Origin of the sequence: Blastococcus sp. URHD0036 (assembly GCF_000701365.1) — a bacterium.
Classification (GTDB): Bacteria; Actinomycetota; Actinomycetes; order Mycobacteriales; family Geodermatophilaceae; genus Trujillonella.
Window position 1 is genome coordinate 276,797 of record NZ_JNIK01000015.1, and the last position, 24,463, is coordinate 301,259.

Annotated in this window: 25 protein-coding genes; 15 read left to right on the forward strand and 10 right to left on the reverse strand. The window is 73.9% G+C overall.

Annotated elements, in window-relative coordinates:
* Nucleotides 1-2: 2 nt before the first annotated feature.
* Together N555_RS0115590 and N555_RS0115595 are read left to right on the forward strand one after the other, a co-directional pair.
* A complete protein-coding gene (locus N555_RS0115590; RefSeq protein ID WP_029432425.1) occupies nt 3-2,189 on the forward strand; it encodes an acyl-CoA dehydrogenase in 2,187 nt (728 codons plus the stop codon).
* A gap of 77 nt (nt 2,190-2,266) precedes the next feature.
* Nucleotides 2,267-3,454, forward strand: coding sequence for an amidohydrolase family protein (locus N555_RS0115595; protein ID WP_029432426.1), 1,188 nt, complete (start codon nt 2,267-2,269; stop codon nt 3,452-3,454).
* 18 nt (nt 3,455-3,472) lie between these two features.
* Here the strand turns inward: N555_RS0115595 and N555_RS0115600 are convergent, their stop codons facing one another.
* A complete protein-coding gene (locus tag N555_RS0115600) occupies nt 3,473-4,240 on the reverse strand; it encodes an SDR family NAD(P)-dependent oxidoreductase (protein WP_029432427.1) in 768 nt (255 codons plus the stop codon).
* Nucleotides 4,241-4,338: 98 nt separating this feature from the next.
* On the opposite strand from N555_RS0115600, the gene N555_RS0115605 reads away from it, so the two are divergent.
* A complete protein-coding gene (locus N555_RS0115605) occupies nt 4,339-5,106 on the forward strand; it encodes an enoyl-CoA hydratase/isomerase family protein (protein WP_034510779.1) in 768 nt (255 codons plus the stop codon).
* A gap of 18 nt (nt 5,107-5,124) precedes the next feature.
* Here the strand turns inward: N555_RS0115605 and N555_RS0115610 are convergent, their stop codons facing one another.
* From N555_RS0115610 to N555_RS0115625, 4 genes are all read right to left on the reverse strand, one after another.
* Nucleotides 5,125-5,919 carry an SDR family NAD(P)-dependent oxidoreductase gene (locus N555_RS0115610; protein WP_029432429.1) on the reverse strand — a complete coding sequence of 265 codons (795 nt, stop codon included), beginning with the start codon at nt 5,917-5,919 and terminating at the stop codon, nt 5,125-5,127.
* Nucleotides 5,916-7,625 (reverse strand): class I adenylate-forming enzyme family protein, encoded by a 1,710-nt coding sequence (locus tag N555_RS0115615; RefSeq protein WP_051684129.1) that lies wholly within the window; start codon nt 7,623-7,625, stop codon nt 5,916-5,918. Before N555_RS0115615 ends, N555_RS0115610 begins: the two co-directional genes overlap by 4 nt.
* On the reverse strand, nt 7,622-7,930 hold the full coding sequence (locus N555_RS0115620) for a hypothetical protein (RefSeq protein ID WP_029432431.1): 309 nt from the start codon (nt 7,928-7,930) through the stop codon (nt 7,622-7,624). Before N555_RS0115620 ends, N555_RS0115615 begins: the two co-directional genes overlap by 4 nt.
* An 80-nt stretch (nt 7,931-8,010) precedes the next feature.
* Nucleotides 8,011-8,814 (reverse strand): thioesterase family protein, encoded by an 804-nt coding sequence (locus N555_RS0115625; protein WP_029432432.1) that lies wholly within the window; start codon nt 8,812-8,814, stop codon nt 8,011-8,013.
* Between the two features lie 50 nt (nt 8,815-8,864).
* Here N555_RS0115625 and N555_RS0115630 point away from each other — a divergent pair, with 50 nt between their 5' ends.
* A complete protein-coding gene (locus tag N555_RS0115630; protein WP_029432433.1) occupies nt 8,865-9,569 on the forward strand; it encodes an HAD family hydrolase in 705 nt (234 codons plus the stop codon).
* A gap of 4 nt (nt 9,570-9,573) precedes the next feature.
* On the opposite strand, the gene N555_RS0115635 is transcribed toward N555_RS0115630, so the two are convergent.
* From N555_RS0115635 to N555_RS0115645, 3 genes are read right to left on the reverse strand one after another with little or no spacing between them, the layout of a single operon-like run.
* Nucleotides 9,574-10,083, reverse strand: coding sequence for an HtaA domain-containing protein (locus N555_RS0115635; RefSeq protein WP_029432434.1), 510 nt, complete (start codon nt 10,081-10,083; stop codon nt 9,574-9,576).
* A gap of 41 nt (nt 10,084-10,124) precedes the next feature.
* On the reverse strand, nt 10,125-10,901 hold the full coding sequence (locus N555_RS0115640; protein WP_029432435.1) for a maleylpyruvate isomerase family mycothiol-dependent enzyme: 777 nt from the start codon (nt 10,899-10,901) through the stop codon (nt 10,125-10,127).
* 6 nt (nt 10,902-10,907) lie between these two features.
* The gene (locus N555_RS0115645; RefSeq protein ID WP_029432436.1) at nt 10,908-11,609 is read right to left on the reverse strand and encodes an ArsR/SmtB family transcription factor; all 702 of its coding nucleotides are present in this window, start codon (nt 11,607-11,609) and stop codon (nt 10,908-10,910) included.
* Nucleotides 11,610-11,707: 98 nt separating this feature from the next.
* Between N555_RS0115645 and N555_RS0115650 the strand changes: the two genes are divergently transcribed.
* Nucleotides 11,708-12,277, forward strand: a complete 570-nt coding sequence (locus tag N555_RS0115650; protein WP_029432437.1) for a hypothetical protein — start codon at nt 11,708-11,710, stop codon at nt 12,275-12,277.
* Nucleotides 12,274-13,056, forward strand: coding sequence for an isocitrate lyase/PEP mutase family protein (locus N555_RS0115655; protein WP_029432438.1), 783 nt, complete (start codon nt 12,274-12,276; stop codon nt 13,054-13,056). The genes N555_RS0115650 and N555_RS0115655 overlap by 4 nt, the downstream gene beginning before the upstream one ends.
* Nucleotide 13,057: 1 nt before the next feature.
* Here N555_RS0115655 and N555_RS0115660 read toward each other — a convergent pair whose 3' ends face one another.
* On the reverse strand, nt 13,058-14,005 hold the full coding sequence (locus N555_RS0115660) for a RecB family exonuclease (RefSeq protein WP_029432439.1): 948 nt from the start codon (nt 14,003-14,005) through the stop codon (nt 13,058-13,060).
* A gap of 133 nt (nt 14,006-14,138) precedes the next feature.
* Here N555_RS0115660 and N555_RS0115665 point away from each other — a divergent pair, with 133 nt between their 5' ends.
* The 9 genes from N555_RS0115665 (at nt 14,139) to pafA (ending at nt 23,258) form a co-directional block, all read left to right on the forward strand.
* Entirely contained in the window at nt 14,139-14,996 is an 858-nt protein-coding gene (locus N555_RS0115665; RefSeq protein WP_369794031.1) for a tRNA (adenine-N1)-methyltransferase, read from the forward strand.
* A 154-nt stretch (nt 14,997-15,150) separates the two neighbouring features.
* The gene (gene arc, locus N555_RS0115670; RefSeq protein WP_231502808.1) at nt 15,151-16,875 is read left to right on the forward strand and encodes a proteasome ATPase; all 1,725 of its coding nucleotides are present in this window, start codon (nt 15,151-15,153) and stop codon (nt 16,873-16,875) included.
* Nucleotides 16,876-17,007: 132 nt separating this feature from the next.
* The gene (dop, locus tag N555_RS0115675; RefSeq protein ID WP_029432442.1) at nt 17,008-18,513 is read left to right on the forward strand and encodes a depupylase/deamidase Dop; all 1,506 of its coding nucleotides are present in this window, start codon (nt 17,008-17,010) and stop codon (nt 18,511-18,513) included.
* 92 nt (nt 18,514-18,605) lie between these two features.
* A complete protein-coding gene (locus N555_RS0115680; protein ID WP_029432443.1) occupies nt 18,606-18,815 on the forward strand; it encodes a ubiquitin-like protein Pup in 210 nt (69 codons plus the stop codon).
* 33 nt (nt 18,816-18,848) lie between these two features.
* Nucleotides 18,849-19,577, forward strand: a complete 729-nt coding sequence (locus N555_RS27500; RefSeq protein WP_081866266.1) for an endonuclease VII domain-containing protein — start codon at nt 18,849-18,851, stop codon at nt 19,575-19,577.
* Nucleotides 19,578-19,737: 160 nt separating this feature from the next.
* On the forward strand, nt 19,738-20,595 hold the full coding sequence (gene prcB / locus N555_RS0115690) for a proteasome subunit beta (RefSeq protein WP_029432445.1): 858 nt from the start codon (nt 19,738-19,740) through the stop codon (nt 20,593-20,595).
* A gap of 4 nt (nt 20,596-20,599) precedes the next feature.
* A complete protein-coding gene (gene prcA / locus N555_RS0115695) occupies nt 20,600-21,460 on the forward strand; it encodes a proteasome subunit alpha (protein ID WP_029432446.1) in 861 nt (286 codons plus the stop codon).
* A 41-nt stretch (nt 21,461-21,501) separates the two neighbouring features.
* On the forward strand, nt 21,502-21,852 hold the full coding sequence (locus tag N555_RS0115700; RefSeq protein ID WP_029432447.1) for a hypothetical protein: 351 nt from the start codon (nt 21,502-21,504) through the stop codon (nt 21,850-21,852).
* 47 nt (nt 21,853-21,899) lie between these two features.
* The gene (gene pafA, locus N555_RS0115705) at nt 21,900-23,258 is read left to right on the forward strand and encodes a Pup--protein ligase (RefSeq protein WP_029432448.1); all 1,359 of its coding nucleotides are present in this window, start codon (nt 21,900-21,902) and stop codon (nt 23,256-23,258) included.
* Nucleotides 23,259-23,301: 43 nt separating this feature from the next.
* Here the strand turns inward: pafA and N555_RS0115710 are convergent, their stop codons facing one another.
* Nucleotides 23,302-24,432 (reverse strand): DUF3866 family protein, encoded by a 1,131-nt coding sequence (locus N555_RS0115710; protein WP_029432449.1) that lies wholly within the window; start codon nt 24,430-24,432, stop codon nt 23,302-23,304.
* Nucleotides 24,433-24,463 lie beyond the last annotated feature (31 nt).

Below are 24,463 nucleotides of genomic sequence, written 5' to 3' on the forward strand. Positions count from 1 at the left end.
GGATGGGCATCGCGCTGCTCGAGGAGCACGTCGCGCTGGCCGGGTCGGTGGCCGGCGTCGCCGCGCGCTCCTTCCCGGTCGACAGCACCCGCGCCGGACTGGCGCAGCTCGCGGCCGGGGAGCGGCCGGCGGGCTGGGCCCAGCTGCGGGACCAGGGCCTCCTCGCGCTGCACCTCCCCGAGGCCGTCGGTGGCGACGGCGCCGGGCTGACCGAGCTGGCCGTCGTCGTCGAGGCCGCCGGACGGGCGCTGGTGCCCGGGCCGCTGCTGCCCACCGTGCTGGCCAGTGCGCTCCTCGCCCGGTCCGGCGGCGCGGCGCCGGTGCTCACCGCCTTCGCCGGTGGGGCGACCGGGTGCCTGGCGCTCGCGGCCGGGAACGTCGTCGCACGCGAGGCCGACGGCGGCTGGGTCCTCTCCGGGGAGACCGGGCCGGTGCTCGGGGCGCTGGCCGCCGAGATCGTCGTCCTCGCCGCGCAGACGCCCGGCGGCGCGCGGTGGTTCGTCCTCGACGCCGGGCGCGCCGGCCGGCTGGCCCGGCACCGCGCCGAGGGCGTCGACGTCACGCGGGACGTCGGCCGGCTGGAGGTGCCCGACCTGCACGTGCCCGCCGACGCCGTCCTCGACGTCGACGCGGACGAGGTGCGGACCCTCGCCGAGCTGCTGGTCAGCGCGGAGGCCGCCGGGCTGGCGCGCTGGTGCCAGGAGACGGGGCTGGCCTACGTGAAGGTGCGGGAGCAGTTCGGCCGCCCGGTCGGCTCGTTCCAGGCGGTCAAGCACAAGTGCGCCCGGCTGTTCACCCGCACCGAGCTGATGGCCGCCGCCGTCTGGGACGCGGCCACCGCCGCCGGCGAGGGCGCCGACCAGTTCGCGCTGGCCGCCGCCGCGGCCGCCGAGACCTGCGTGGCCGACGCCGTCGACCTGGCGCTGGACACCGTCACCCTGCTCGGCGGCATCGGCTACACGTGGGAGCACGACCTGCACCTGTACTGGCGGCGGGCGATGGGCCTCGCCGCCCTGCTGGGGCCGCAGGCGTCCGGCTCGCTGCGGCTGGGCGAGCTGGCGCTGACCACCGCGCGCACCGCCGCGCTCGAGCTGGCCGACGAGCCGGCCGGGCTGCGGGAGCGGGTCGCCGCCGATCTCGCCCGGATCGCCGCGCTGCCCGAGGAGCAGCGGCGCCGCGCGCTGGCCGACGCCGGGCTCGTGGCGCCGCAGTACCCGGAGCCGTACGGGCTCGGCCTCGACCCGGTCGGCCAGGTCGTCGTCGCCCAGGAGTACGAGCGGGCCGGCCTGGAGCAGCCCTCCACCGTCATCGGGGAGTGGGCCCTGCCGACGCTCCTGGCACACGGCACCGAGGAGCAGCGCGAGCGGCACGTGCTCCCGACGCTGCGCGGCGAGCTCGTGTGGTGCCAGCTGTTCAGCGAGCCCGGCGCCGGGTCCGACCTCGCCTCGCTGGCCACGCGCGCGGTGCCGGTGGACGGCGGCTGGCGGCTGGACGGGCAGAAGGTGTGGACGTCGAAGGCGCAGCTGGCCGACGTCGGCATCTGCCTGGCCCGCACCGACGCCGACGCCCCCAAGCACAAGGGGCTGAGCTACTTCCTCGTCGACATGCACGCGCCCGGCGTCGAGGTGCGCCCGCTGCGCGAGGCCAACGGCCAGTACATGTTCAACGAGGTCTTCCTCGACGGCGTCGTCGTGCCCCCGGAGGCGCTGGTCGGCGCTCCGGGGGAGGGGTGGCGGCTGGCCCGGACCACGCTGGGCAACGAGCGCGTGTCCATCGCCACCGGACGCTCCGGCGGCGGCGGCGGCGGGACGGGCGACCTGGCCGTGCACGCCCGGGGCGGCCTCGAGGCCGGCGCGGACCGGGGCAGCGTGCTGCGCGACCTGGCCGGGCTCACCGCCCGAGGCGCGGCGCTGGAGGCCCTCGGCCGCCGGTCGCTGCTGCGCCGCCTCGCCGGCGGCCAGCCCGGTGCGGAGGCCAGCGTGCTCAAGGTCGGCTCGGCCGAGCAGCACGCCCAGGTGACCCGGACGGTGCTCTCCTGGCGCGGCCCGGAGGCGGCGGTGACCGACGGGCCCGGGGGCGCGGCCGCCGCGGCGTACCTGTCCACGCCGCAGCTGCTGATCGGCGGCGGGACCGTGGAGATCCAGCTCAACGTCGTCGCCGAGCACGTGCTGGGCCTGCCCCGGGGCTGAGGGTTGTCCTGACTGAAACGCTGTTCTATTCTTGCGTCGAGCCCCGCGCGACGCCCATCCCGGAGAGAGAGCACCCCGTGACCGACCTGCCGTTCCGGTACTTCGACTGCGACAACCACTACTACGAGGCGCTCGACGCGTTCACCCGGCACATCGAGCCGGCGTACCGGAAGCGCGCGATGCAGTGGGTCCAGGTCGAGGGGAAGACGCGCCTGCTGGTGGGGGAGAAGGTCAACAAGTTCATCCCGAACCCGACCTTCGACCCGGTCGCGGCGCCCGGCGTCATGGACGAGTACTTCCGCGGCCGCAACCCCAAGAGCGCCGACCCCAGCAAGCTGTTCGGCGAGCTGGAGCCGATCCGGGCGGAGTACCGCGACCGCGACGCTCGCCTCGCGCTCATGGACGAGCAGGGCATGGAGGCCTGCATCATGCTGCCCACGCTCGGGGTCGGCATGGAGACCGCGCTGGCTCACGACCTGCCCGCGGCGGCAGCCGCCTTCCGCGCGTTCAACCGGTGGATGGAGGAGGACTGGGGTTTCGCCTACCAGAACCGGATCTTCGCCGCGCCGTACATCACGCTGTCGGACCCGGAGAACGCCGTCCGCGAGCTGCAGTGGGCGCTGGACCACGACGCCCGCTTCGTCGTCATGGTCGGCGGGCCGGTGACCACGGTCCTCGGCCGCAAGGCCCCCGGTGACCCGATGTTCGACGGGTTCTGGCAGCTGGCCAACGACTCCGGGATCACCGTGCTCTACCACGGTGGCGACACGATCTACACGAAGTACCTCGGCGACTGGGGCCAGAACGACTTCGCCGAGGCGTTCCGCGCGAACGCCTTCCGCAGCCTGCACTCGGCCAGCTACATGCAGGACACCATCGCCAGCCACCTCGCGCTCGGGCTGTTCTCCCGGTTCCCGAACCTGCGGATCGCCGCCATCGAGACCGGCTCCTCGTGGGTGTTCCACCTCTTCGAGAAGCTCACCAAGGCGTGGGGCCAGGTGCCGCACCTGTTCCCCGAGGACCCGCGCGAGACGTTCAAGCGGCACGTGTGGGTGGCGCCGTTCTACGAGGACGAGCTCAAGAGCCTGCTCCAGCTGCTCGGCGCCGACCACATCCTCATGGGCTCGGACTACCCGCACGTGGAGGGCCTCGCCGAGCCGGCCAGCTACCTCAAGGACCTGCAGAACTTCGACTACACGATGGCCGACGCCGAGAAGGTCATGAAGGACAACGGCTGGACCCTGGCCACGCGCCGCCCCGCCTGAGGGAGGACGGCGGCGCCCTCAGCGGCCGTTCAGGGCGCCGCCGTTGACGTGGACGACCTGCCCGGTGACGTAGCCGCCGTACTCGCTGGCCAGCCACACCGCCGTCCCGCCGATCTCCGACGGGCGGCCCAGCCGGCGCACCGGGATGTCGCGCACCAGGTGCTCGAGGTGGTCGGCGTTGCGCTGCCCCACGTTCTCCATCAGCCCGAGGGCGATGGCGTTGACCGTCACGCCCGAGGGGCCGACCTCCGTCGCGACGTGCCGGACGAGGCCCTCGATGCCGCTCTTCGCGGCGCCGTAGGCGCTCACCCCGATGTCGAGACCGCGCGACGACGCCCCCGACGAGATCTGGACGACCCGCCCCCAGCCGCGCTCGACCTGGCCCGGGAGGACGGCGCGGATCACCCGCATCGAGCCCAGCAGGTTGAGCTGGATCTGCAGCAGCCAGTCGCTCTCGTCGGTGGCGAGGAACTGCCGGGTGCGCTGGCCCTCGGGCACGCCGGCGTTGTTGACCAGGACGTCGACCGGGCCCAGCTCCGCGGTGACCCGGGCGAGGGCGTCGTCCAGGGCGGCGGCGTCGGTGACGTCGAACGGCGCGGCCACCGCCGCCCCCCCGGCGTCGCGGATCGAGGCGGCGACGGCCTCGGCCCGGTCGGCGTGCAGGTCGTTGACCGCGACCGCGGCACCGGCGGCGGCGAGCTCGCGGGCGATGCCCTCGCCGACGCTGCGGCCGGCACCGGTCACGAGCGCCGTCCGGCCACTGAGGTCGAACCCGGACGTGGACATGCGGCTCCCTCCCGGCGCCGGAGCGCCGTTCCCGGCGGTGGTCGGCAACCTATCCATCTTTTGTAGGATGCGGCCACCGTCGACGTCAGGAGAGCGCCATGGTGGAGGACGAGCGGACCGCGGTCACCGTGCAGGTGCGCGACGCCGTGGCCGAGGTGACCCTGGTCGACGTCGGCCGGCGCAACAGCTGCAACCCCGTCCTTGTCGGCCAGCTGGAGCGCGCGTGCGCGCAGCTGCGCGCCGACCGGTCGGTGCACGTCGTCGTGCTGCGGGCCGAGGGCCCGGTCTTCTCCGCCGGCGGGGACGTCGACTCCCTGCTCGACCCCTCCGGCGACCCGACCGCGGCCTACCGCGGGTTCCGGGCGCTGGCGGCGCTCCCGGTCCCGGTGGTCGCGGCCGTCCAGGCGCCGGTCATCGGCGCCGGCGTGAACTTCCTCCTCGCCTGCGACGTCGTGCTCGCCGCCGAGAGCGTCACCTTCGACATCCGCTTCCTCGACATCGGCATCCACCCCGCAGGCGGCTACCTGACCCGCATGCAGGAGCGGATCGGCCGCCAGGGGACGGCGGCGCTGATCCTGTTCGGGGACCGGATCACCGCCGCCGAGGCGCAGGGCTGCGGGCTGGTCTGGCGCGCCGTCCCGGACGCCGAGCTCGACCCGACGGTGCAGGCGCTGACCGCCCGGGTCGCCGCGCGCGACCGGGAGCTGCTGCGCCGGACCAAGGCCACCCTCGCACTGGGGGGCGCCCTGTCGGTGGGCCGGATGGCCGGCGAGGTCGAGCAGATCGCCCAGGACTGGTCGCAGCGCCAGCCCGCCTACCTCGAGGGCGTGGAGCGACTGCGCGCCCGGGTGCGGCCCCGGGGCTGACCCCCGCGGTGCCCGCTGTCAGCGGCGCAGGGCGTCGCGCAGTGCCGGGGTCGCCGGGGCCATGGCCGTCGTCCCGGCGTCGATGGTGATCGTCTGGCCGGTGACGAACCGGGAGCCGTCGCCGGCGAGGAAGACGGCGAGGTCGGCGACGTCGTCGGGGGTGGTGAACCCGGCCAGCGGCTGGTGGCGGGCGATCGCGTCGAGCATCGCGTCGGGCGTGTAGGCGCGCGCCCCCTCGGTGAGCACGAGGCCGGGGGCGATGGCGTTGCAGCGGATGCCGGCCGCGCCGTGCGAGGAGGCGACGTGCTTGACGAGGGCGATCACGCCCGCCTTGGCCGCGGCGTAGGCGACCTTGCCGGTGCCGCCGGCGAAGGCGCCCGCCGAGGCCGTCACGACGATCGACCCGCCGCCGGTCGCCGTCATCCGGGGGATGGCGTGCCGGATGCCGGTCGCGACGGCGACCAGGTTGAGCTGGAGCGCCTCGTGCCAGATCTCCTCGGAGGTGGTCGCCACGTCGCGGTCGGCGCGCGAGGTGCCGCCGGCGTTGGCGTGCAGCACGTCGAGGCGGCCGAACTCGACCACCGCCCGGTCCAGCACCGCCACGACGTCGTCCTCCACCGTGACGTCGGCGCGCACGGCCACCGCCCGGCCGCCGGCGGCCACGATGCGCGCGGCCTGCGCCTCGAGCGTGTCGGCGGTGCGGCCGGCCAGCACGACCGCCGCGCCCTCCCGGGCCAGGGCGGCCGCGGACGCCGCACCGATCCCGCTCCCCGCCCCGGTGACGACGGCGACCCGGCCGGCCAGCCCGGTCACCGCGACCGCTCCTCGTCCTCGAGCGCCTTCTTCAGCAGCTTGCCGGTGTCGCTGTAGGGCAGCGCGGGGCGGAACTCGACCGAGGCGGGCACCTTGAACGGGGCCAGTGCGAGGGCACACCACGCGCGCACCGACTCCTCGGTGAGGTCCGCGCCGGCCCGGGGGACGACGAAGGCCTTCGGCTCCTGGCCGAGGTCGTGGTGGTCCACGCCGATCACCGCGGCGTCGTCGACGTCCGGGTGCTCGACCAGCCGGTTCTCGACCTCGATCGGGTAGACGTTCTCCCCGCCGCGGATGATGAGGTCCCGCCGGCGGCTCTCCAGGTACAGCAGCCCACCGGACACCCGCCCGAAGTCGCCGGTGCGGTACCAGCGCTCCGCGTCGAGCGCGGCGGCGGTCGCCGCGGGGTCGTCCCAGTAGCCGAGGAAGACCGAGGGGCTGCGCAGGAAGACCTCGCCGACCTCGTGCTCGTCGGCGAGCGACCCGTCGTCGCGGCGCACCTCGATCTCCACGGTGACCTGCGCGGGCCCGACCGACTCGGGCACCTCGAGGAACTCGTCGTTGCCGATCCGCGCGCCCAGCCCGACGGTCTCGGTCATGCCGTAGCCGTTGCCGAGCCGCACCCGCGGGAACCGCTCGTGCAGCGCCCGGACCAGCTCGGGCGGGAAGGCCGACCCCCCGGTCGACGTCGAGGTGACCGACGACAGGTCGTAGCGCCCGACGTCGGGGTGGCGCAGCAGCCGCCAGAACTGCGTCGGGACGCCGGCCAGGTAGGTGGCCCGGTGCTCCTGCACGAGCTCCATGAGCACCACCGGGTCCCAGCGGCCGGGCGCGGGGAAGACCAGCTTGGTGGGGGAGGAGGCCGCGGTCACCAGCACCGGCGCGATCCCGGAGACGTGGAACAGCGGCCCGGTGACCACCGAGCAGGACTGCGGCATGGCGGCCAGCGTCGCGGCGGGCAGGCCGGCGGTCGCGATCGCGCCGGACAGCCGGCCGACGAGGGCGAAGTTCACGATGTTCCGGTGCGAGAGGACCGCGCCCTTGGGCCGGCCGGTCGTGCCGCTGGTGAAGAGGAGGACGGCGGGGTCGTCCTCGGCGAGGTCCACCGGCCCGGGGCTCCGGCCGAGGAACTGCTGCGCCTCGGCGTGCAGCTCGTGCAGGTCGAGGACGGGCACGCCGTCGGGCACCGACCCCGGCTCGAGCCGGGCCAGCCGGCGCTCGTCGCCGACGATCAGCACCGGGGAGCTCAGCGCGATCCCGTGGGTCAGCTCGGGTCCCGTCCACCACCCGTTGAGGCCGGTGACGACGGCGCCGAGGGTCACGACCGCCCACATCAGGAGGGCGTACTCGGCGTGGTTGGCGGCCACGATCGCGACCCGGTCGCCGGCCCGCACGCCGTGCCGCTGCTGCAGCAGGACGGCGATCGCGTCGATGTCGGCGAGCGCCTCCCGGTAGCTCCAGGTCCGGCCGGTGGGCACCGAGTGCAGGAACGGCAGCTCCAGCTGGCCGGGCGTCTTGTCCTCCAGGAGCGCCCGCAGGGTCCGGGGGCGCCGCGCGAAGACGGTGTGCGGGACGCCGAGCACCTCCTCGGTGGCCAGCTCGAAGGGCGCACCGGGCCCGAGCAGCGTCTGGCGGACCTCCGGGGAGAGAGCGGCTGCCCCCTCCCAGCGCAGCCGGGCCGGGACGGTGCCGGTCAGCTCGGTCACGGTTCTCCTCGGGGGGTCTCGGGGCCGGGGGCGGTCCACGTCGAGACGAGGTGCGCCCAGCGACCGGAGAGGGTGCGCCGGACGGCGGTGTCCTGCGCCTCGTCGTCGACCGGGAGCGTCTCGGCGGGACGGGCCGGGAGCAGCGCCTCGAGCTCCTCGCGGTCGAGGCCCAGCGCGGCGAGGGCCGGGCCGTCACGGTCGGTGTCGAGCACCTCGGGCAGGTCCGCCCGGGCCACGAGGACGGCGAGGTCCTCCTCGCCGTCCTCCAGGAGCCGGTTGCACAGGCTGGCCCTGCTCAGCCTCACCGCGGCGTCTCCGCCCGGTCGGGGCACGATCCCATCATGGATAAGATTGTGCCTTATGCGGGCGACGTGCCCAAGAGCCGCTAGCGCGCGCGGGGCTGGACCAGCTGGGTCACCGTCACGTACGCGAACGCGCCACTCGCGTCGCTGAGGACCGCCGTGGAGACGCCGCGCCCGAGGTCGGGGTTGAACCGGGTCTCGCCGGTGAGGGCGATCCACTCGCCGACCGCCTGTCGGAGGACGTGCGCGTTCACGTCGGGGTTGATGGTGGTGGCCGAGCCGGGGTCCATGGAGACGTTGATGTTGTTCGCGTAGTCGAAGGCCAGCGCCATCCGGGAGACCGGCCGGACCGGCTCCCCGGCCACGACCGGCACCTCCAACCGGACCCACACTCCCCGGCCGGTCCCGTCGGTCGTGGGGGCGTAGCGCATGTCGACGGCGTCGAGGAAGCCGCCGGGGCGGGCCGACGTCTCGCGCAGGCTCACCGCCTCCTCCGGCGGGACGAGCGGCGCGGCCGAGGCCACGGGCACGCCGGTGGGGTGGCCCTCGAGTCCGGTCAGGTCGGCGTCGCGCAGCCGCAGCGCCGACGCCCGTGCGTGCAGGACGCCGTCGACGAGCAGGTGCAGGTCGACGAGCTGGATCTTCTTGCCCTCGCGGACGACGGAGGCCTCCACGGTGAGCGGCCGGCCCAGGGGGAGGGGCCGCATCAGGTCGGCGGTCAGCCGGCTCAGGGTCATCGGCACCAGCGTCGGCACGTCGTCCAGGCGGTGCGCGAGCAGGGCGAGCGTCGAGCCGCCGTTGGCGTCGCCGGGGTCCCAGGCACCCTGGGACAGCACCGTGGCGACGAAGGCGTCACCGTCGGGGACGAAGAGGGCGGGCTCTGCCATGTCCGCACCGTCTCACAGCGTCCGGAGCCGGCCCCGTAGCGTGGGTCCCGATGGACACGCTCTCCGCACCGGCCGCGGTGCTGTTCGACATGGACGGCACGCTCGTGGAGACCGAGGAGTTCTGGGGCGAGGCGCTGTTCGACCTCGCCCGCCGCCGCGGTGGTGAGCTGAGCGCGGCGGCACGGGCCGCGACGGTCGGCCAGAGCATGGCGACCTCGATGCGGATCCTGTCGACGGACCTCGGCCTGCCCGCCGACGAGTCGCGCGAACGGGCGGACGCCGGGTGGGTGCAGGACCGCGTCGCCGAGCTCATGGCCGCCGGCGTGCCCTGGCGCCCGGGTGCCCGGGAGCTGCTCGCCGCCGTCCGCGCCGCGGGGCTGCCGACGGCGCTGGTGACGACGACGGCACGACGGCTGACCGACCTGGTGCTCGGCGCAATGGGCCGGTCCTTCGACGGCCGGACGCCGTTCGACGTCACCGTCTGCGGGGACGAGGTGCCCGCCCGCAAGCCGGACCCGGCGCCCTACCTCCAGGCGGCCGCGGCGCTCGGGGTGGACGTGCGCCGCTGCGTCGTCGTCGAGGACTCCGCCGTCGGGATCGCGTCCGGCCTGGCGTCGGGAGCCGCGGTGCTCGGGGTACCGGCGCTGCAGGCGATCGAGCCGGCGCCGGGGCTGGTGCTCCGGGAGACGCTGACCGGCCTCGGGGTCGACGACCTCGCGGAGCTGCTCACCGCCCGGGAGACCGCCGGCCGCTGACCGGTCAGTCGGCCAGCGGCAGGATCACGCTGAGCTGCTCGAACTCCTCGCCGGGCTGGTAGACGTCGTTGAACAGCACCGCGCCGGCCTCGGTGAGCCGGACGTCGGAACCCAGCCACACCCGCGCCCCCTCGGGCGCCGGCCCCTCGGCCAGCTGGAGGGTGACCAGGGGAACGCGGTCGGCGTCGACCCGGGCGTAGGGGTCGGCGATGGACAGCTCGGCCCGGTCGCCGCGCACGGTGATCACCGGCTCCGCGACGCGCACGAACAGCATCCCGCCGTGCCCGCGGAACCGGACGTCGCCGCGGAAGGCGAAGGTGTCACCGTCGGTGCTCGTGGCCTCGGTGGCGGGGAACAGGATCGTGTTCTCGCCGAGCGGGACGGCGCCGTCGTGGATGGAGCCCTGGCCGTCGGGCATCCGGCGCACGTAGGCCACGAACGACCGCTTGATGCCCCACAGCAGGCCGAAGGGGATCTCGCCCGGGGCCGGCCCGTCCGCCTGCTGCTCGGTCATGCCCCGATCCTGCCGCATCGACCGCCCGCGCCGACGGCGGTTCAGCCGAAGGGGGCCGCGGCCACCCAGGCGTCGAGCAGGTCGCGGTCGCCGAAGACCTCCGCGCCGGACTCCTCGACGCCCTGGCGGCCGTAGACGAGCAGCAGCAGCCCGGTCACCGGTCCGCGGACGGCGACCGCGGACTTCTCGTGCGCCCGCCGCCACGAGGGGACGTCGCCGGTCAGGTCGACCACCCACTCCGCGTCGAGGTCGGCCGGGGTGTCGGTGGCGTGCAGGTGCACGGTCCGGCCGGGGCCGAGGAGGGCGCGGCGGCCGGGGGAGCGCTCCAGCATGACCGGCAGCGACCCGAGCTCCAGCCACTCGTCGAGCGCGTCCACGGCGACGTCGGCCTCGAGCTCGTAGGGCAGGCCGGCGGCCAGGGTGGCGTCGGCGCGGTGCACGGCGGTCTCGTGCGCGCGCCGGCGGGCGTAGAAGGCCGCGGTGCGCGGCCCGAACGGCGTCTGCACCGCGGCGTCCGGACCGGCCGCGCGCAGCGCCGTCACCAGGGCGGCGCAGCTGTCGCCCAGCTCGGCGTCCAGCTCGGCCGGGGTCGGTTCCTGCGTACGGGAGGAGGCGTCGTCCGGCGGCTCGGGAGCGCGCCCGGCGACGGTCGCGGCGACTCGGCGCTGCCCGCCGGCCAGGTGCTCGACGAGCGCGGCGATCGTCCAGCCCGGGCAGGTCGGCACCGGGGTGGCCGGGTCAGTGGCCCGGACGACGGCGCGGAGCAGCTCGGTCTGGTCGATGAGGACGGCGGTCAGCCGCTCGTGGTCCAGGGGCACGGTGCGTCAGCCTGGCACGAGGTCGACGCACAGCAGGTCGGCGAAGGCCTCCCGGCCGGTCGAGGTCACGGTCAGCGCCCGCGGGAAGCCGGGCACCGCGACGACCCAGGCCGAGGCGAGGGCCCGCTCCAGCAGCGCGGCGCCGAGCCGGCCGCCCAGGTGCGACCGGCGCCCGGTCCAGTCCAGGCACTCGCGGACGAGCGGGCGGCTCCGGGACGCGGTCTCGACCGAGCCGGGACACACCTCGGCGAACCACGCGCGGCCGGCGGGCGTCACGCCCTGGCCACCCGGGCCGGTTAGGAAGCCCTTCGCGACGAGCGCGTCGAACACCGCGACGCCCCACGCGCCGGCGAGGTGGTCGTAGCAGGTCCGCGCCGCGGCGAGGCGGTCGTCGGCCCGCGCGGTCCGCAACGACGTGGGCCGGGCGCGCTCGCCCACGAGGGACCCCAGGTCCTCGAGGACCGTGGCGATCTCGGGGCCGGCCAGCCGCAGGTAGCGGTGGCGGCCCTGCCGCTGCTCGGCGAGCACCCCGGCGGTCACGAGTGCGGTCAGGTGCTCGCTGGCCGTGGACGGGACGACGTCGGCGTGCCGCGCCAGTTCGCCCGCCGTCCACGCCCGGCCGTCGAGCAGGGCCAGGCACATCGCGGCCCGGCTGCGGTCGGCGAGCAGGCCGGCGAAGCGGGTCAGCGACTCGGCGGTCAGGGGCACGGGCCCATCCTGGCCCGCGCCACCGACGGTTCGGCTTGGACGGTTCGGTGCCCGACGGTTCGGTGCCGGCCGAACGGTTCCCGCGCCAGGCTCGCCGGGTGGAACTCCTCGGCCCCGACGTCCTCGACGACCCGCGCTACCTCGTGCCCGCGGCACCCTCCGGCGAGACCGGGCTCGCGTGGCTGCGGGCCCGGGTACCCCGCTTCTGCGACGGCGCGCAGCACCGGCGGCGCCGGGCCGCGGTCGACACCCTGGTGGCCGGGCTGTCCGTCGCGCCCGCGCCCGGTGAGGACCCCACCCCGGCCCTGCTCCGCGCGCTGGACCTGCCGGCGGCCTGCGCTCCCGACGTGGCGGTGGTGGCCGCGGCCTACCAGCCGCACACGCGGCAGTCCGGCGGCGCCGACGCCGCGCTGGAACGGCTGGTCGAGGCGTGCGGCGCACGGGACGACACGACCGCCGCCCGCATCTGCCTGCTCGTCCAGGCGCACGGTGCCCTGCAGGCGCTCCTCGAGCAGCGCCGGAGCGGGCTGCCCGGGCCGCCGGTCCCGACGACCCGGCGGGTGGCTCCCGACGGGCGGACCGTGGAGGTGGACCTGACCGGGGCGCCGTTCGGCCGGGGCCCGCACGCCTGCCCGGGCCGGGCACTGACCGCGGTCCTAGTGCCGTGAGCGGCACCGCCACGAGCTTCCGGGACCTGCACGACGGCCCGGCGCCGCTCCTGCTGCCGAACGCCTGGGACGTAGCCTCCGCACTCGCGCTCGTCGCCGACGGGTTCCCGGCCGTCGGCACCACGAGCCTCGGCGTCGCGGCGGCCGCCGGGCTCGGCGACGCCACCCGGGGCGTCCGCGGCGCCACGGTGCGGCTGGCCCGGCTGCTGGCGCCGCTGCCGGTACCCATCTCGGTGGACCTCGAGGACGGGTTCGCCGACGACCCGGCAGCGGTGGCCGACCTGGTCGCCGGCCTGCCGGTCGCCGGCGTCAACCTCGAGGACAGCACCGCCGGCCGGCTGGTCGACCCGCGCGGCCACGCGGCGAAGGTCGCGGCGGTCAAGCGGCTGTGCCCGAGCGTCTTCGTCAACGCCCGGGTGGACACCTTCTGGCTGGGGGAGCAGGCGGACATCGCCGCGACGACGGAGCGCGCCCTGCGGTACCTCGACGCCGGCGCCGACGGGGTCTTCGTCCCCGGCCGGCTGACCGAGGGGCAGATCGCGACCCTGACGCACGTCGTCCCGGTGCCGGTGAACGTGCTCGCCTCGGCGGAGCACACCGTGCCCCGGCTGGCCGAGCTCGGGGTCCGCCGCGTGAGCACCGGATCGCTGCTGTTCCGGGCCTCGGTCGACGCGGCGGTCGCGGTGGCCGGGCAGCTGCGTGACGGCCGGCCGGCGCCTGCCGCGACGCCCTACGGCGAGGTCGACGCGCGCACCGCGCAGCTGCGCGGCCGCCGATGAGTCAGTCGCGCTCGACGAGCGGCAGGGTGGCCCACCCGGCCGCGGCGGCGGCCTCGGCGGGGAACGGCGGGGGAGTGCCGCCGAAGGAGGGGCACAGCGCCTGGTGGTCGCACCAGTCGCACAGCCGGGTCCGGTTGGGGCGGAAGTCCTGGGTGGCCACGGCCCGCTCGATCGCCGACCAGATCGCCTGCAGCGTCCGCTCGAAGCGGACCAGCTCCTCCTCGTCGGGCGCGTAGGTGAGCGCGTCGGCGCTGCCGCCGAGGTAGATGAGCTTGAGCTGGCTGGCCACGACGCCCCGGGTGCGCCACAGCACCAGTGCGTAGAACTTCATCTGGAACAGGGCCTTGGCCTCGAACGCCTCGCGCGGCATCGACCCGGTCTTGTAGTCGACCACCCGCAGCGCGCCGTTGCGCGCGACGTCGAGCCGGTCGACGAAGCCGCGCAGCAGCAGCCCGTCCGGCAGGGTGACCTCGACCAGCTGCTCGCGGGCCTCGGGCTGGATGCGCGTCGGGTCCTCGAGCGTGAAGTAGGACTCCACCAGCGCGCCGGCCGACGCCAGCCACGACTCCAGCGAGGGTGGCGGCGCCTCGCCCTCGGCGGGGGGCTCGAACAGCTCGGTCATCGCCGGGTCGGCCGACAGCTCCTCCCACGCGGGGGCGAGCAGCTGCTGGGCGGCCTCCGGAGTCCGCTCGGGCGCGGGCAGGTCGTACAGCTTCTCGAGGACGGCGTGCACCAGCGTGCCGCGGACCGCCGCCAGGCTCTTGCGCTCGGGGAGCCGGTCGATGGTGCGGAACCGGTAGAGCAGCGGGCAGGTCTTGAAGTCGGCCGCGCGGCTCGGCGACAGCGAGGGCCGGCGCGGCGCGGTGGCGTCGGTGGGGGCGCCCGGCGCCTCGACGGCGGCCGGAGGCGCCGGGGCGGGGGAGACCGGGTCGGGGTGGAGCACCGTCATGGGTCCGAGGCTAGGTCGGGCCACCGACAGTTCCGAGTCCCCGCGCCGTCGGCAGGCCGCCGGGAGCCGCTCCGTACGCTCGACGCCCGTGGACCCGCAGCAGGAACAGCCCCTCGAGACCGTGCCCGACGCCCTGCCCGATGCCGTGGCCGCGCCCCGGGAGCCCGTGGCGGGGGCGTTCGAGGTCGGCGACCGGGTGCAGCTGACCGATCCGAAGGGCCGCCACCACACCGTCGTCCTCGAGGCCGGCAAGCAGTTCCACACCCACCGCGGGGCGATCGAGCACGACCACCTCATCGGCGCTCCCGAGGGCTCGGTCGTGCACTCCACGGCCAACACCGGCTACCTCGCGCTGCGCCCGCTGCTGGCCGACTTCGTCCTGTCCATGCCGCGCGGTGCCCAGGTGATCTACCCGAAGGACGCCGCCCAGATCGTCGGGTTCGGCGACGTCGGCCCCGGCATGCGGGTGCTGGAGGCCGGCGCCGGCTCCGGGGCGCTGACGTGCTCGCTGCTGCGCGCCGTCGGCAGCGGGGGCACGGTGACCAGCTACGAACGCCGCGAGGACTTCGCCGACGTGGCGCGCGGCAACGTCGGCGCGTTCTTCGGGGAGGTGCCGGACAACTGGAGCCTGCGCCTGGGCGACCTGGCCGACCACCCCGCCGAGGAGGTCGTCGACCGGGTGGTCCTGGACATGCTGGAGCCCTGGGCGGTGCTGCCGACCGTCGCCGCGGCGCTGCGGCCCGGCGGCGTCCTGGTCGGCTACGTCGCGACCACGACGCAGCTGTCGACCTACGTCGAGGCGCTGCGCGAGCAGGGCGTCTGGACCGAGCCGCACGCGTGGGAGTCGCTGCTGCGGCCGTGGCACGCGGTGGGTCTCGCCGTCCGTCCCGAGCACCGGATGGTGGCCCACACGGCGTTCCTCGTGACCACCCGGCGCCTCGCCGACGGCACGATCGCCCCCATCCGGCAGCGACGCGCCCAGAAGTACTGAGAACGCGCCGGTACCACCTCGATCACACCCTCGCGAGGCAGCGGCACCGTCGTCGGTGGCGTGTATAGATTTGCGTCTTGGCTCCCCCCGAGCTGTGCGGAGGTGCGCGATGACCCTGGGTCCCGACGAGTTCCGAGCGCGACGTGAACGTGATGTGACCGCGCTGCTCAGCCAGATCTCCTACCTCGAGGAGGAGATCGGACTCCTGCGCCGCAAGGTGGCCGAGAGCCCCCGCACGGTGCGGGCGCTGGAAGAGCGGATCGCCGAGGCGGAGGGCCGCGCGGCGTTCCTGTCCGAGCGCAACGACAAGCTCACCGGCACGCTGCGCGAGGCGCGCGAGCAGCTGGTGGCGCTCAAAGAGGAGGTCGAGCGGCTCGGGCAGCCGCCGTCCGGCTACGGCGTGTTCCTCACCCGGCACGAGGACGACACGATCGACATCTTCACCGGCGGCCGGAAGCTGCGGGTCTCGGTGTCGCCGGCGGTCGACGTGTCGGAGCTGCAGCACGGCCAGGAGCTGATGCTCAACGAGGCCATGAACGTCGTCGAGGCGCGCGGCTTCGAGCGCGGCGGCGAGATCGTGCTGCTCAAGGAGCTGCTCGAGCCGGTCGAGGGCGAGGTGCGGCGGGCCCTGGTGATCGGGCGCACCGACGAGGAGCGCGTGGTCTTCCTGGCCGACTCCCTGGAGGGGACGACGCTGCGCAGCGGCGACTCCCTGCTGCTGGAGACCCGGTCGGGCTACGTCTACGAGAAGATCCCGAAGAGCGAGGTCGAGGAGCTCGTCCTCGAAGAGGTCCCCGACATCGACTACAGCGACATCGGTGGTCTCTCCCGGCAGATCGAGCAGATCCGCGACGCCGTGGAGCTGCCGTTCCTGCACGCCGACCTGTTCCGCGAGTTCGAGCTGCGCCCGCCCAAGGGGATCCTGCTGTACGGCCCGCCCGGCTGCGGGAAGACGCTGATCGCCAAGGCCGTCGCCAACTCGCTGGCCAAGAAGGTGTCGGCGCTCAAGGGCGAGGGCCAGGGGAAGTCCTACTTCCTGAACATCAAGGGCCCGGAGCTGCTCAACAAGTACGTCGGGGAGACCGAGCGGCACATCCGGCTCGTCTTCCAGCGGGCCCGGGAGAAGGCCAGCGAGGGCACGCCGGTCATCGTCTTCTTCGACGAGATGGACTCGATCTTCCGCACCCGCGGGTCGGGGGTGTCCTCCGACGTGGAGAGCACGATCGTCCCGCAGCTGCTCAGCGAGATCGACGGCGTCGAGGGCCTGGAGAACGTCATCGTCATCGGCGCCTCCAACCGCGAGGACATGATCGACCCGGCGATCCTGCGCCCCGGCCGGCTCGACGTGAAGATCAAGATCGAGCGGCCGGACGCCGAGGCGGCGCGCGACATCTTCGGCAAGTACCTGACGACGACGCTGCCCCTGCACTCCGACGACCTGGCCGAGCACGGGCACAGCCGCGAGGCCACGATCGCCGGGATGATCCAGCGCACCGTGGAGCGGATGTACACCGAGAGCGAGGAGAACCGCTTCCTCGAGGTGACCTACGCCAACGGTGACAAGGAGGTCCTGTACTTCAAGGACTTCAACTCCGGGGCGATGCTGCAGAACATCGTCGACCGCGCCAAGAAGATGGCCATCAAGGAGCGGCTGGAGACCGGAGCCGGCGGGCTGCGGGTCGGCCACCTCATGCAGGCCTGCGTCGACGAGTTCAAGGAGAACGAGGACCTGCCCAACACCACCAACCCCGACGACTGGGCGCGGATCTCGGGCAAGAAGGGCGAGCGGATCGTCTACATCCGCACGCTCATCAGCGGGAAGGGCAGCGAGTCCGGCCGCGCCATCGACACGGCCACGAACACCGGCCAGTACCTGTAACGAGCTCGCGCCGCAGCGCCGACGTCCCTCGCGGGGCGCCGGCGCTGCCGCGCGCCCACCGGGTCCCGGGTGCGGGCCGCCACCCCGGGACGGGTCCGGCCCGGCGTCGGTGCCGCGGCCTAGGGTTGGCGCATGAGCGTGCGGCGGGTCATGGGCACCGAGGTCGAGTACGGCATCTCGGTGCCCGGGCAGCCGAGTGCGAACCCGACGACGCTGTCCAGCCAGGTGGTCAACGCCTGGTCGGTCGCCGAGGCGCCGACCCCGCGGCGGGCGCGGTGGGACTTCGAGGAGGAGTCGCCGCTGCGCGACGCCCGCGGCTTCGACCTGTCCCCGGCGCAGGCGCTGGACCACAACGACTTCGAGGACGACGCGGGGATGGCCAACGTCATCCTCACCAACGGCGCCCGTCTCTACGTGGACCACGCGCACCCGGAGTACTCGACGCCCGAGGTGACCAGCCCGCGCGACATCGTCCTGTGGGACAAGGCGGGGGAGCGGGTGATGGCCGAGGCCGCCCGCCGCGCCGCCCGGGTCCCGGGCACCCAGCCGATCCAGCTCTACAAGAACAACACCGACGGCAAGGGCGCCTCCTACGGCTCCCACGAGAACTACCTGATGGACCGCCGGACGCCGTTCGTCGACATCATCCGGGGCCTGATCCCGTTCTTCGTCACCCGTCAGGTGTTCGCCGGCTCCGGTCGGGTCGGCATCGGCACCGAGGGGCGGAGGGAGGGCTTCCAGCTCTCCCAGCGGGCCGACTTCTTCGAGGTCGAGGTGGGCCTGGAGACGACGCTCAAGCGGCCGATCATCAACACCCGAGACGAGCCGCACGCCAATCCGGACGAGTACCGCCGGCTGCACGTGATCATCGGCGACGCCAACCTCGCCGAGCTGTCGACGTACCTGAAGGTCGGGACGACGTCGCTGGTGCTCGCCATGATCGAGGCGCGGGCGCTCACCCGGGACCTGACGATGGAGGAGCCGGTCGCAGCACTGCAGGCGATCAGCCACGACCCGACGCTGTCGTACAAGGTCCGGCTGCGGACCGGGCAGCAGATGACGGCGCTGGAGGTCCAGGAGGCCTACCTGGAGCAGGCGCAGCGGTTCGTGGACCAGCGCGGGGTGTCCGACGAGCAGACCGTCGACGTGCTGCGCCGCTGGGCCGAGGTGCTGGAGGTGCTGGCCGACGATCCGATGAAGCTGGCCGACCGGCTGGACTGGCCGGCGAAGCTGCGGCTGCTCGAGGGCTACCGCTCCCGGGACGGCCTGGCGTGGGGCGACGCGCGGCTGAAGCTGGTGGATCTGCAGTACAGCGATGTCCGGCCGGAGAAGGGGCTGTACCAGCGACTGGTGGCCCGCGGGTCGATGCAGCGGCTGCTCACCGAGGAGGAGGTGACCCGCGCGATCCTGACCCCGCCGTCGGACACCCGGGCCTACTTCCGGGGGGAGTGCCTGCGGCGCTACCCGTCGCAGATCGCCGCGGCATCGTGGGACTCGGTGGTGTTCGACCTCGGCCGGGAGAACCTGGTGCGGGTCCCGACCATGGAGCCACTGCGCGGGACGCGGGAGCACGTCGGGGCGCTGTTCGAGTCCACGTCGACCGCGCAGGAACTCGTCGACACCATCACGGGCGGTTGAGCGCGCGCCCATGAGCCGGCGACGCCTGGATGTCACACCTCCCGGGTAGCGTTCTCCTCAGCAGGCACTTCGACTCTGTACGGGAGGTCGGCATGGCCACCAGGGACACCGGCGGGCAGCAGAAGGTCACGCGGACGCGCGAGGAGACCGACGAGGTCGAGGCGTCGGTCGACACCGATGTCGCCGAGCGCCAGAAGGAATTGACGGAAGACGTCGATTCCATTCTGGACGAAATTGATGAAGTCCTCGAAGAGAATGCCGAGGAATTTGTCAGGGCATATGTGCAAAAAGGGGGCCAATAGCCATTCCTTGGCTAGCCCATAGAAATAGCTGAGATGTCTCTCGGAAAGTATTGCAGAGATTGTGGCGAAGATCGTCCGGTTGACGAGTTCACCTCGGACCGCAGCCGATCGGACGGGCTGAGCTTCTACTGCAGGACCCACGCTCGGCGGCGGCTGCTGGCTTCGAAGGACGCACGCACGGGTCCGCCGCGTGCTCGCCACCGGCGCGAGGTCCACGTGCCGGATGGCCACAAGTGGTGCCCGGAGTGCAACGTCGTCAAGCCAGTTGAGGAATATCCGCGGAACAAGAGTCAGCCCTCGGGGCTGGCCGTCTACTGCAAGCCCTGTCATAACGCACGGGGTAAGGCATCGAAGGACAAGGTCGGCGGATCGCGCACGTACCACCTCAAGCGGAGGTACGGGATTACCGCAGAGGACTTCGACGTGATGCTGGCCGAGCAGGGCGGGCTGTGCGCGATCTGCCGCTCCGCACCCGCCGAGCACGTCGATCACGACCACGCGACCGGTGCAGTTCGACAGTTGCTGTGCTTCAACTGCAACGGCGGGCTGGGCCAGTTCAAGGACGACCCGACGGTCCTGCGGGCGGCCGCACGGTACGTCGAGCGCCACGGCGGGCCAGGAGCCCAAGAGCGGGTCCGGCGGTCGCCGCGTCCCGGGCAGGTCGAGCTTCGCCGCCGAGCCGCCGGGTGCCCCTCGCATGACGTCGTCCGCGCCCGGGTGGCATCGCTGATTGCCTCCCTCCAACCGCCCGCCACCGGCTGAGCCGACCCGCATCGGACCGCGGTGACCTCGAGCGGGCCGCCGCGGACCGAGCTCGCCTGGCGGCGTCGGACGGCGCCGGTAGGGTCGGACGGGCGTGCCGATCGGTGCGCGGACCAGCAGATGTGAGCCCCTCGGCGAGGGTGTGAGAGAGGTGGACGGGTTGAGCCAGTGGCCGACCGAACGGACGGGGTTCCCGGCCGCGTACCTGGACCGCGTGGGCTCCTCCTTCACCGACTTCCTCGCGACGACGTCCCCGGATCTCCTGCCCGGCCGCCGGCCGGTCCCGCAGGTGCCCATGGGTGACATCGCCCCGCACGGGACGACGATCGTCGCCGTCACCTACGCCGGTGGCGTGCTGATGGGCGGCGACCGCCGCGCCACGATGGGCAACCTCATCTCCAGCCGCGACATCGAGAAGGTCTACCCGGCCGACTCCTGGTCCGTCATCGGCATCGCCGGGGCCGCGGGCATCGCGATCGAGATGGTCCGGCTCTACCAGGTCGAGCTGGAGCACTACGAGAAGATCGAGGGGATGACGCTGTCCCTCGACGGCAAGGCGAACCGGCTCGCCGGCATGATCCGCGGCAACCTCGGTGCGGCGATGCAGGGCCTGGCCGTCGTCCCGCTGTTCGCCGGCTACGACCTCGACGCCGCGCCCGGCGCCACCCCCGGCCGGATCTTCAGCTACGACGTCACCGGCGGGAACTACGAGGAGCGCGGCTACGCCGCCGTCGGCTCCGGCTCGCTGTTCGCCAAGAGCTCGCTCAAGAAGACCTGGCGCCAGGACCTGTCGGCCGACGCCGCCACCCGCACGGTGGTCGAGGCCCTCTACGACGCCGCCGACGACGACTCCGCCACCGGCGGTCCCGACCCGGTCCGGCGGCTCTACCCGATCGTCTACCGGGTCGACGCCGAGGGCGCGGTCCGGCTGACCGACGACGAGATCGCCGCCGTCGCCGACACGATCGTCACCGAGCGGTCGGCCGCCGACCGCGAGGCCACGGGACGGGGGGCCTGACGCCATGACCATGCCCTACTACGCCTCCGCCGAGCAGGTCATGCGCGACCGCTCGGAGTACGCCCGCAAGGGCATCTCCCGCGGGCGCAGCGTCGCCGTCCTCACCTACGCCGACGGCATCCTGTTCATCGCCGAGAACCCCAGCGCGACGCTGCACAAGGTCAGCGAGCTCTACGACCGGATCGGGTTCGCCGCGGTCGGCCGCTACTCGGAGTTCGAGAGCCTGCGGGTGGCCGGCGTCCGGCTGGCCGACGTCCGCGGCTACTCCTACAACCGGCGCGACGTCACCGGCCGGGTCATCGCCAACGCGTACGCGCAGACCCTCGCCACGGTCTTCAGCGAGCAGATGAAGCCCTTCGAGGTGGAGCTCTGCGTCGCCGAGGTCGGCGACGCCCCCGAGACCGACCAGCTCTACCGGCTCACCTTCGACGGCTCGATCGTCGACGAGCCCGACTTCGTCGTCATGGGCGGCCAGGCCGAGGCGGTCACCGGGCACCTGCGCGAGCACTTCAGCGCCGGCATGTCGCTGGCCGACGCGCTGTCGGTCGGCGTCCGCGCGCTGTCGGCGGTCAGCCCGGCGGTGGGCCAGAACGGCGGTGGCGACGGCGAGCTGCTGCCGGCCGCCCAGCTCGAGGTCGCCGTCCTCGACCGCCGCCGCCCCAAGCGGGCGTTCCGCCGGGTCGTGGGCGCGGCCCTGCACTCGCTGCTCGGCGACGGCGGCACCGACGCCGCCGGGGCGGGCGCCACCGCGGCGCACGCGCCGAGCACGCCCGCGCCGGGCACGCCGCCGGGGCTGGGCGACCCCGCCGCCCCGGACACCGCCGGCGGCGAGGGCGGCGACCCGTCCGACACCGGCAGCGTCTGAACGGGCCGAGTGCCGTGGGCACGGCCGGGTAGGACCCGGCCGTGCCCAGCTACGAGGTCAATCCCGACGCCGTCCGTCAGGCACGGCGGCTCATCGACGACGGCTCCTTCGACGACACGACCGACTGGTCCGACGCAGCGCCGTCGGCCGACGACGGCAACGCGGAGCTCGAGCGTTCCGGCTGGGACGGCTACGCAGCCTGGCACCTCGGCGTCGACCCGGACGCGAACGCGGAGACCAAGGAGCGCTACCACTTCCCGTACGGCGACTTCCGCACGGTCAACCGGGCCGCCCTCATCCACGCCAAGCAGCGCGCCAGCCAGAACGACCACCCCGAGGTGGAGGCTGCGGCCGACGACCTGCTGCAGCACCTCGACTCCCGGCGCGGCTGAGCGCCAGAGGACCGGCCGATGTCGCTCCCGGCGCCTAGGCTCGGACCGTGGACCGACGGATCTTCGGGATCGAGACCGAGTACGGCGTCACGTGCACCTTCCGGGGGCAGCGGCGGCTGTCGCCCGACGAGGTCGCCCGCTACCTCTTCCGCCGCGTGGTGTCGTGGGGGCGCAGCTCCAACGTCTTCCTCCGCAACGGCTCGCGGCTGTACCTCGACGTCGGCAGCCACCCCGAGTACGCCACCGCCGAGTGCGACGACCTCACCGAGCTCGTCGTCCACGACAAGGCCGGCGAGCGGATCCTCGAGGGCCTGCTGGTCGACGCCGAGCAGCGGCTGGCCGAGGAGGGCGTCACCGGCGACATCTACCTGTTCAAGAACAACACCGACTCCGCCGGCAACAGCTACGGCTGCCACGAGAACTACCTGGTCGGCCGCCACGGCGAGTTCAGCCGCCTCGCCGACGTCCTCATCCCGTTCCTGGTGAGCCGGCAGATCGTCGTCGGCGCCGGCAAGGTGCTGCAGACCCCGCGCGGCGCCATCTACTGCGTCAGCCAGCGCGCCGAGCACATCTGGGAGGGCGTCTCCAGCGCCACCACCCGCTCGCGGCCGATCATCAACACCCGCGACGAGCCGCACGCCGACGCCGAGCGCTACCGCCGGCTGCACGTCATCGTCGGCGACTCGAACATGAACGAGACGACGACGCTGCTCAAGGTCGCCTCCACCGACCTGGTGCTGCGGATGATCGAGGCCGGCGTCCCGATCCGGGACATGGCGCTGGAGAACCCGATCCGCGCCATCCGCGAGATCAGCCACGACATGACCGGCCGCCGCAAGGTGCGCCTGGCCAACGGCCGCGAGATGTCCGCGCTGGAGATCCAGGGCGAGTACCACGCCCGCGCGACGGAGTTCGTCGACCGCGAGGGCATGGGCCCGGTGCACCGCCAGATGCTCGAGCTGTGGGGGCGGGTGCTCAAGGCCGTCGACAGCGGCGACCTCTCCCTCATCGACCGCGAGATCGACTGGGCCTCCAAGTTCCAGCTCATCGAGCGCTACCGGGCCAAGCACGACATGCCGCTGTCGCACCCGCGGGTCGCCCAGATCGACCTCGCCTACCACGACATCAGCCGCCGCCGGGGCCTCTACTACCTGCTCGAGCGCAACGGCCAGGTCGACCGCGTGGCCCACGAGCCGCGGGTCTTCGAGGCCAAGAACGTGCCCCCGCAGACCACCCGGGCCAGGCTCCGCGGCGAGTTCATCCGCAAGGCGCAGGAGAAGCGCCGCGACTTCACCGTCGACTGGGTGCACCTCAAGCTCAACGACCAGGCCCAGCGCACCGTGCTGTGCAAGGACCCGTTCAAGTCCGTCGACGAGCGCGTCGAGAAGCTCATCGCCTCGATGTGAGTGGAGTGCGGGAGGCGAGGAAACCTCGCTTCCCGCACTCCGGTCAGGCGTCGGTCGGCTTCTCGTCGAGCACCGGCGGCAGGGGCACCTGCAGCGCGGCGTAGCGGCCGGCAGCCGCGGCGGCCAGGAAGTACGGCCGCTCCTGGCCGTAGCCCCGGCCCATCGTCGTCAGCGGGATGGGGGAGAGGCCCAGCGCCGTCTCCAGGCCGTCGACGTCCACCCAGACCACCGGGTTGCGCTCGGGTTGCCCGGCCAGGTCCTCCTCGACCTGACGCCCCAGCTCCGACCCCAGCCCCCGCGGCGCCACCAGCGTCACCCCGCCGAGCGCCACCCGGCCGAACGCGGTCAGCGAGTGGTGCGACACCCCGCGGTGCCGCGGGCGCGGGTCGGCGTCGGAGATCCGCAGCGCCCCCACCGCGACCCCGCCGAGCACCGCCACCGCGTTGCAGACCTCGCCGGCGGCCACCCCGGAGAACCCCCACGGCGTGCCGGTGCCGAGGTTGCCCGGGCCCTGGCTGACGACGGCGACGTCGGCGCCCAGCACGTGCCGGGCCGCCAGCAGGCCGGTGTGCACGGTCACCGCCTCGAGATCGCCGCCGAACGCCTGACCCACCGTCACCACGCCGGCCAGCGACGCCCGCAGCGCGGACAGCGTGCGGGAGAACCCGGCGGGCAGCGCGCCGCCGTCGGTCATGACGTAGGCGACCTTGAGGTCGGGGTCGGTGGCCAGGATGCCGATCAGCACCGCCGGCAGCGCCGAGTGCAGGTCGGCGACGACGACGGGCATGCCGTCGATGTCGTCGGCCGTCGCGATCGCCTCGTGGTGCTCGGTGTCCTGCTCGTCCACGCCCTGGACGCTGACCTGCAGCGGTGTGTACCGGGCCTTGACCAGGTGGCCGGGGCCGGTCGGGTCCGGCGGCAGCCGGTCGGGGACGGCGACGACGAGGGCGTACCCGCCGGTGCCGAGCCGCTGCGCCCACGCGGTCGTGTTGAGCAGGACGTCGTCGCCGGCCTCGGGCGTGCCGACCAGCGACGGGTGCGCCAGCGACCGCACGGCGCCGTCGCCGGGGACCTCGACGGTCAGCTCGACCGCGTCGTGCCACGAGCGGCCGACGGCGGTCACCGTGCCGCGCCGCCAGCGGATCCGGGTACCGGTCGTCCGTTCGTCCCCCACGCGGGCAGAGTAGGGGCCCCGGGGATGACTA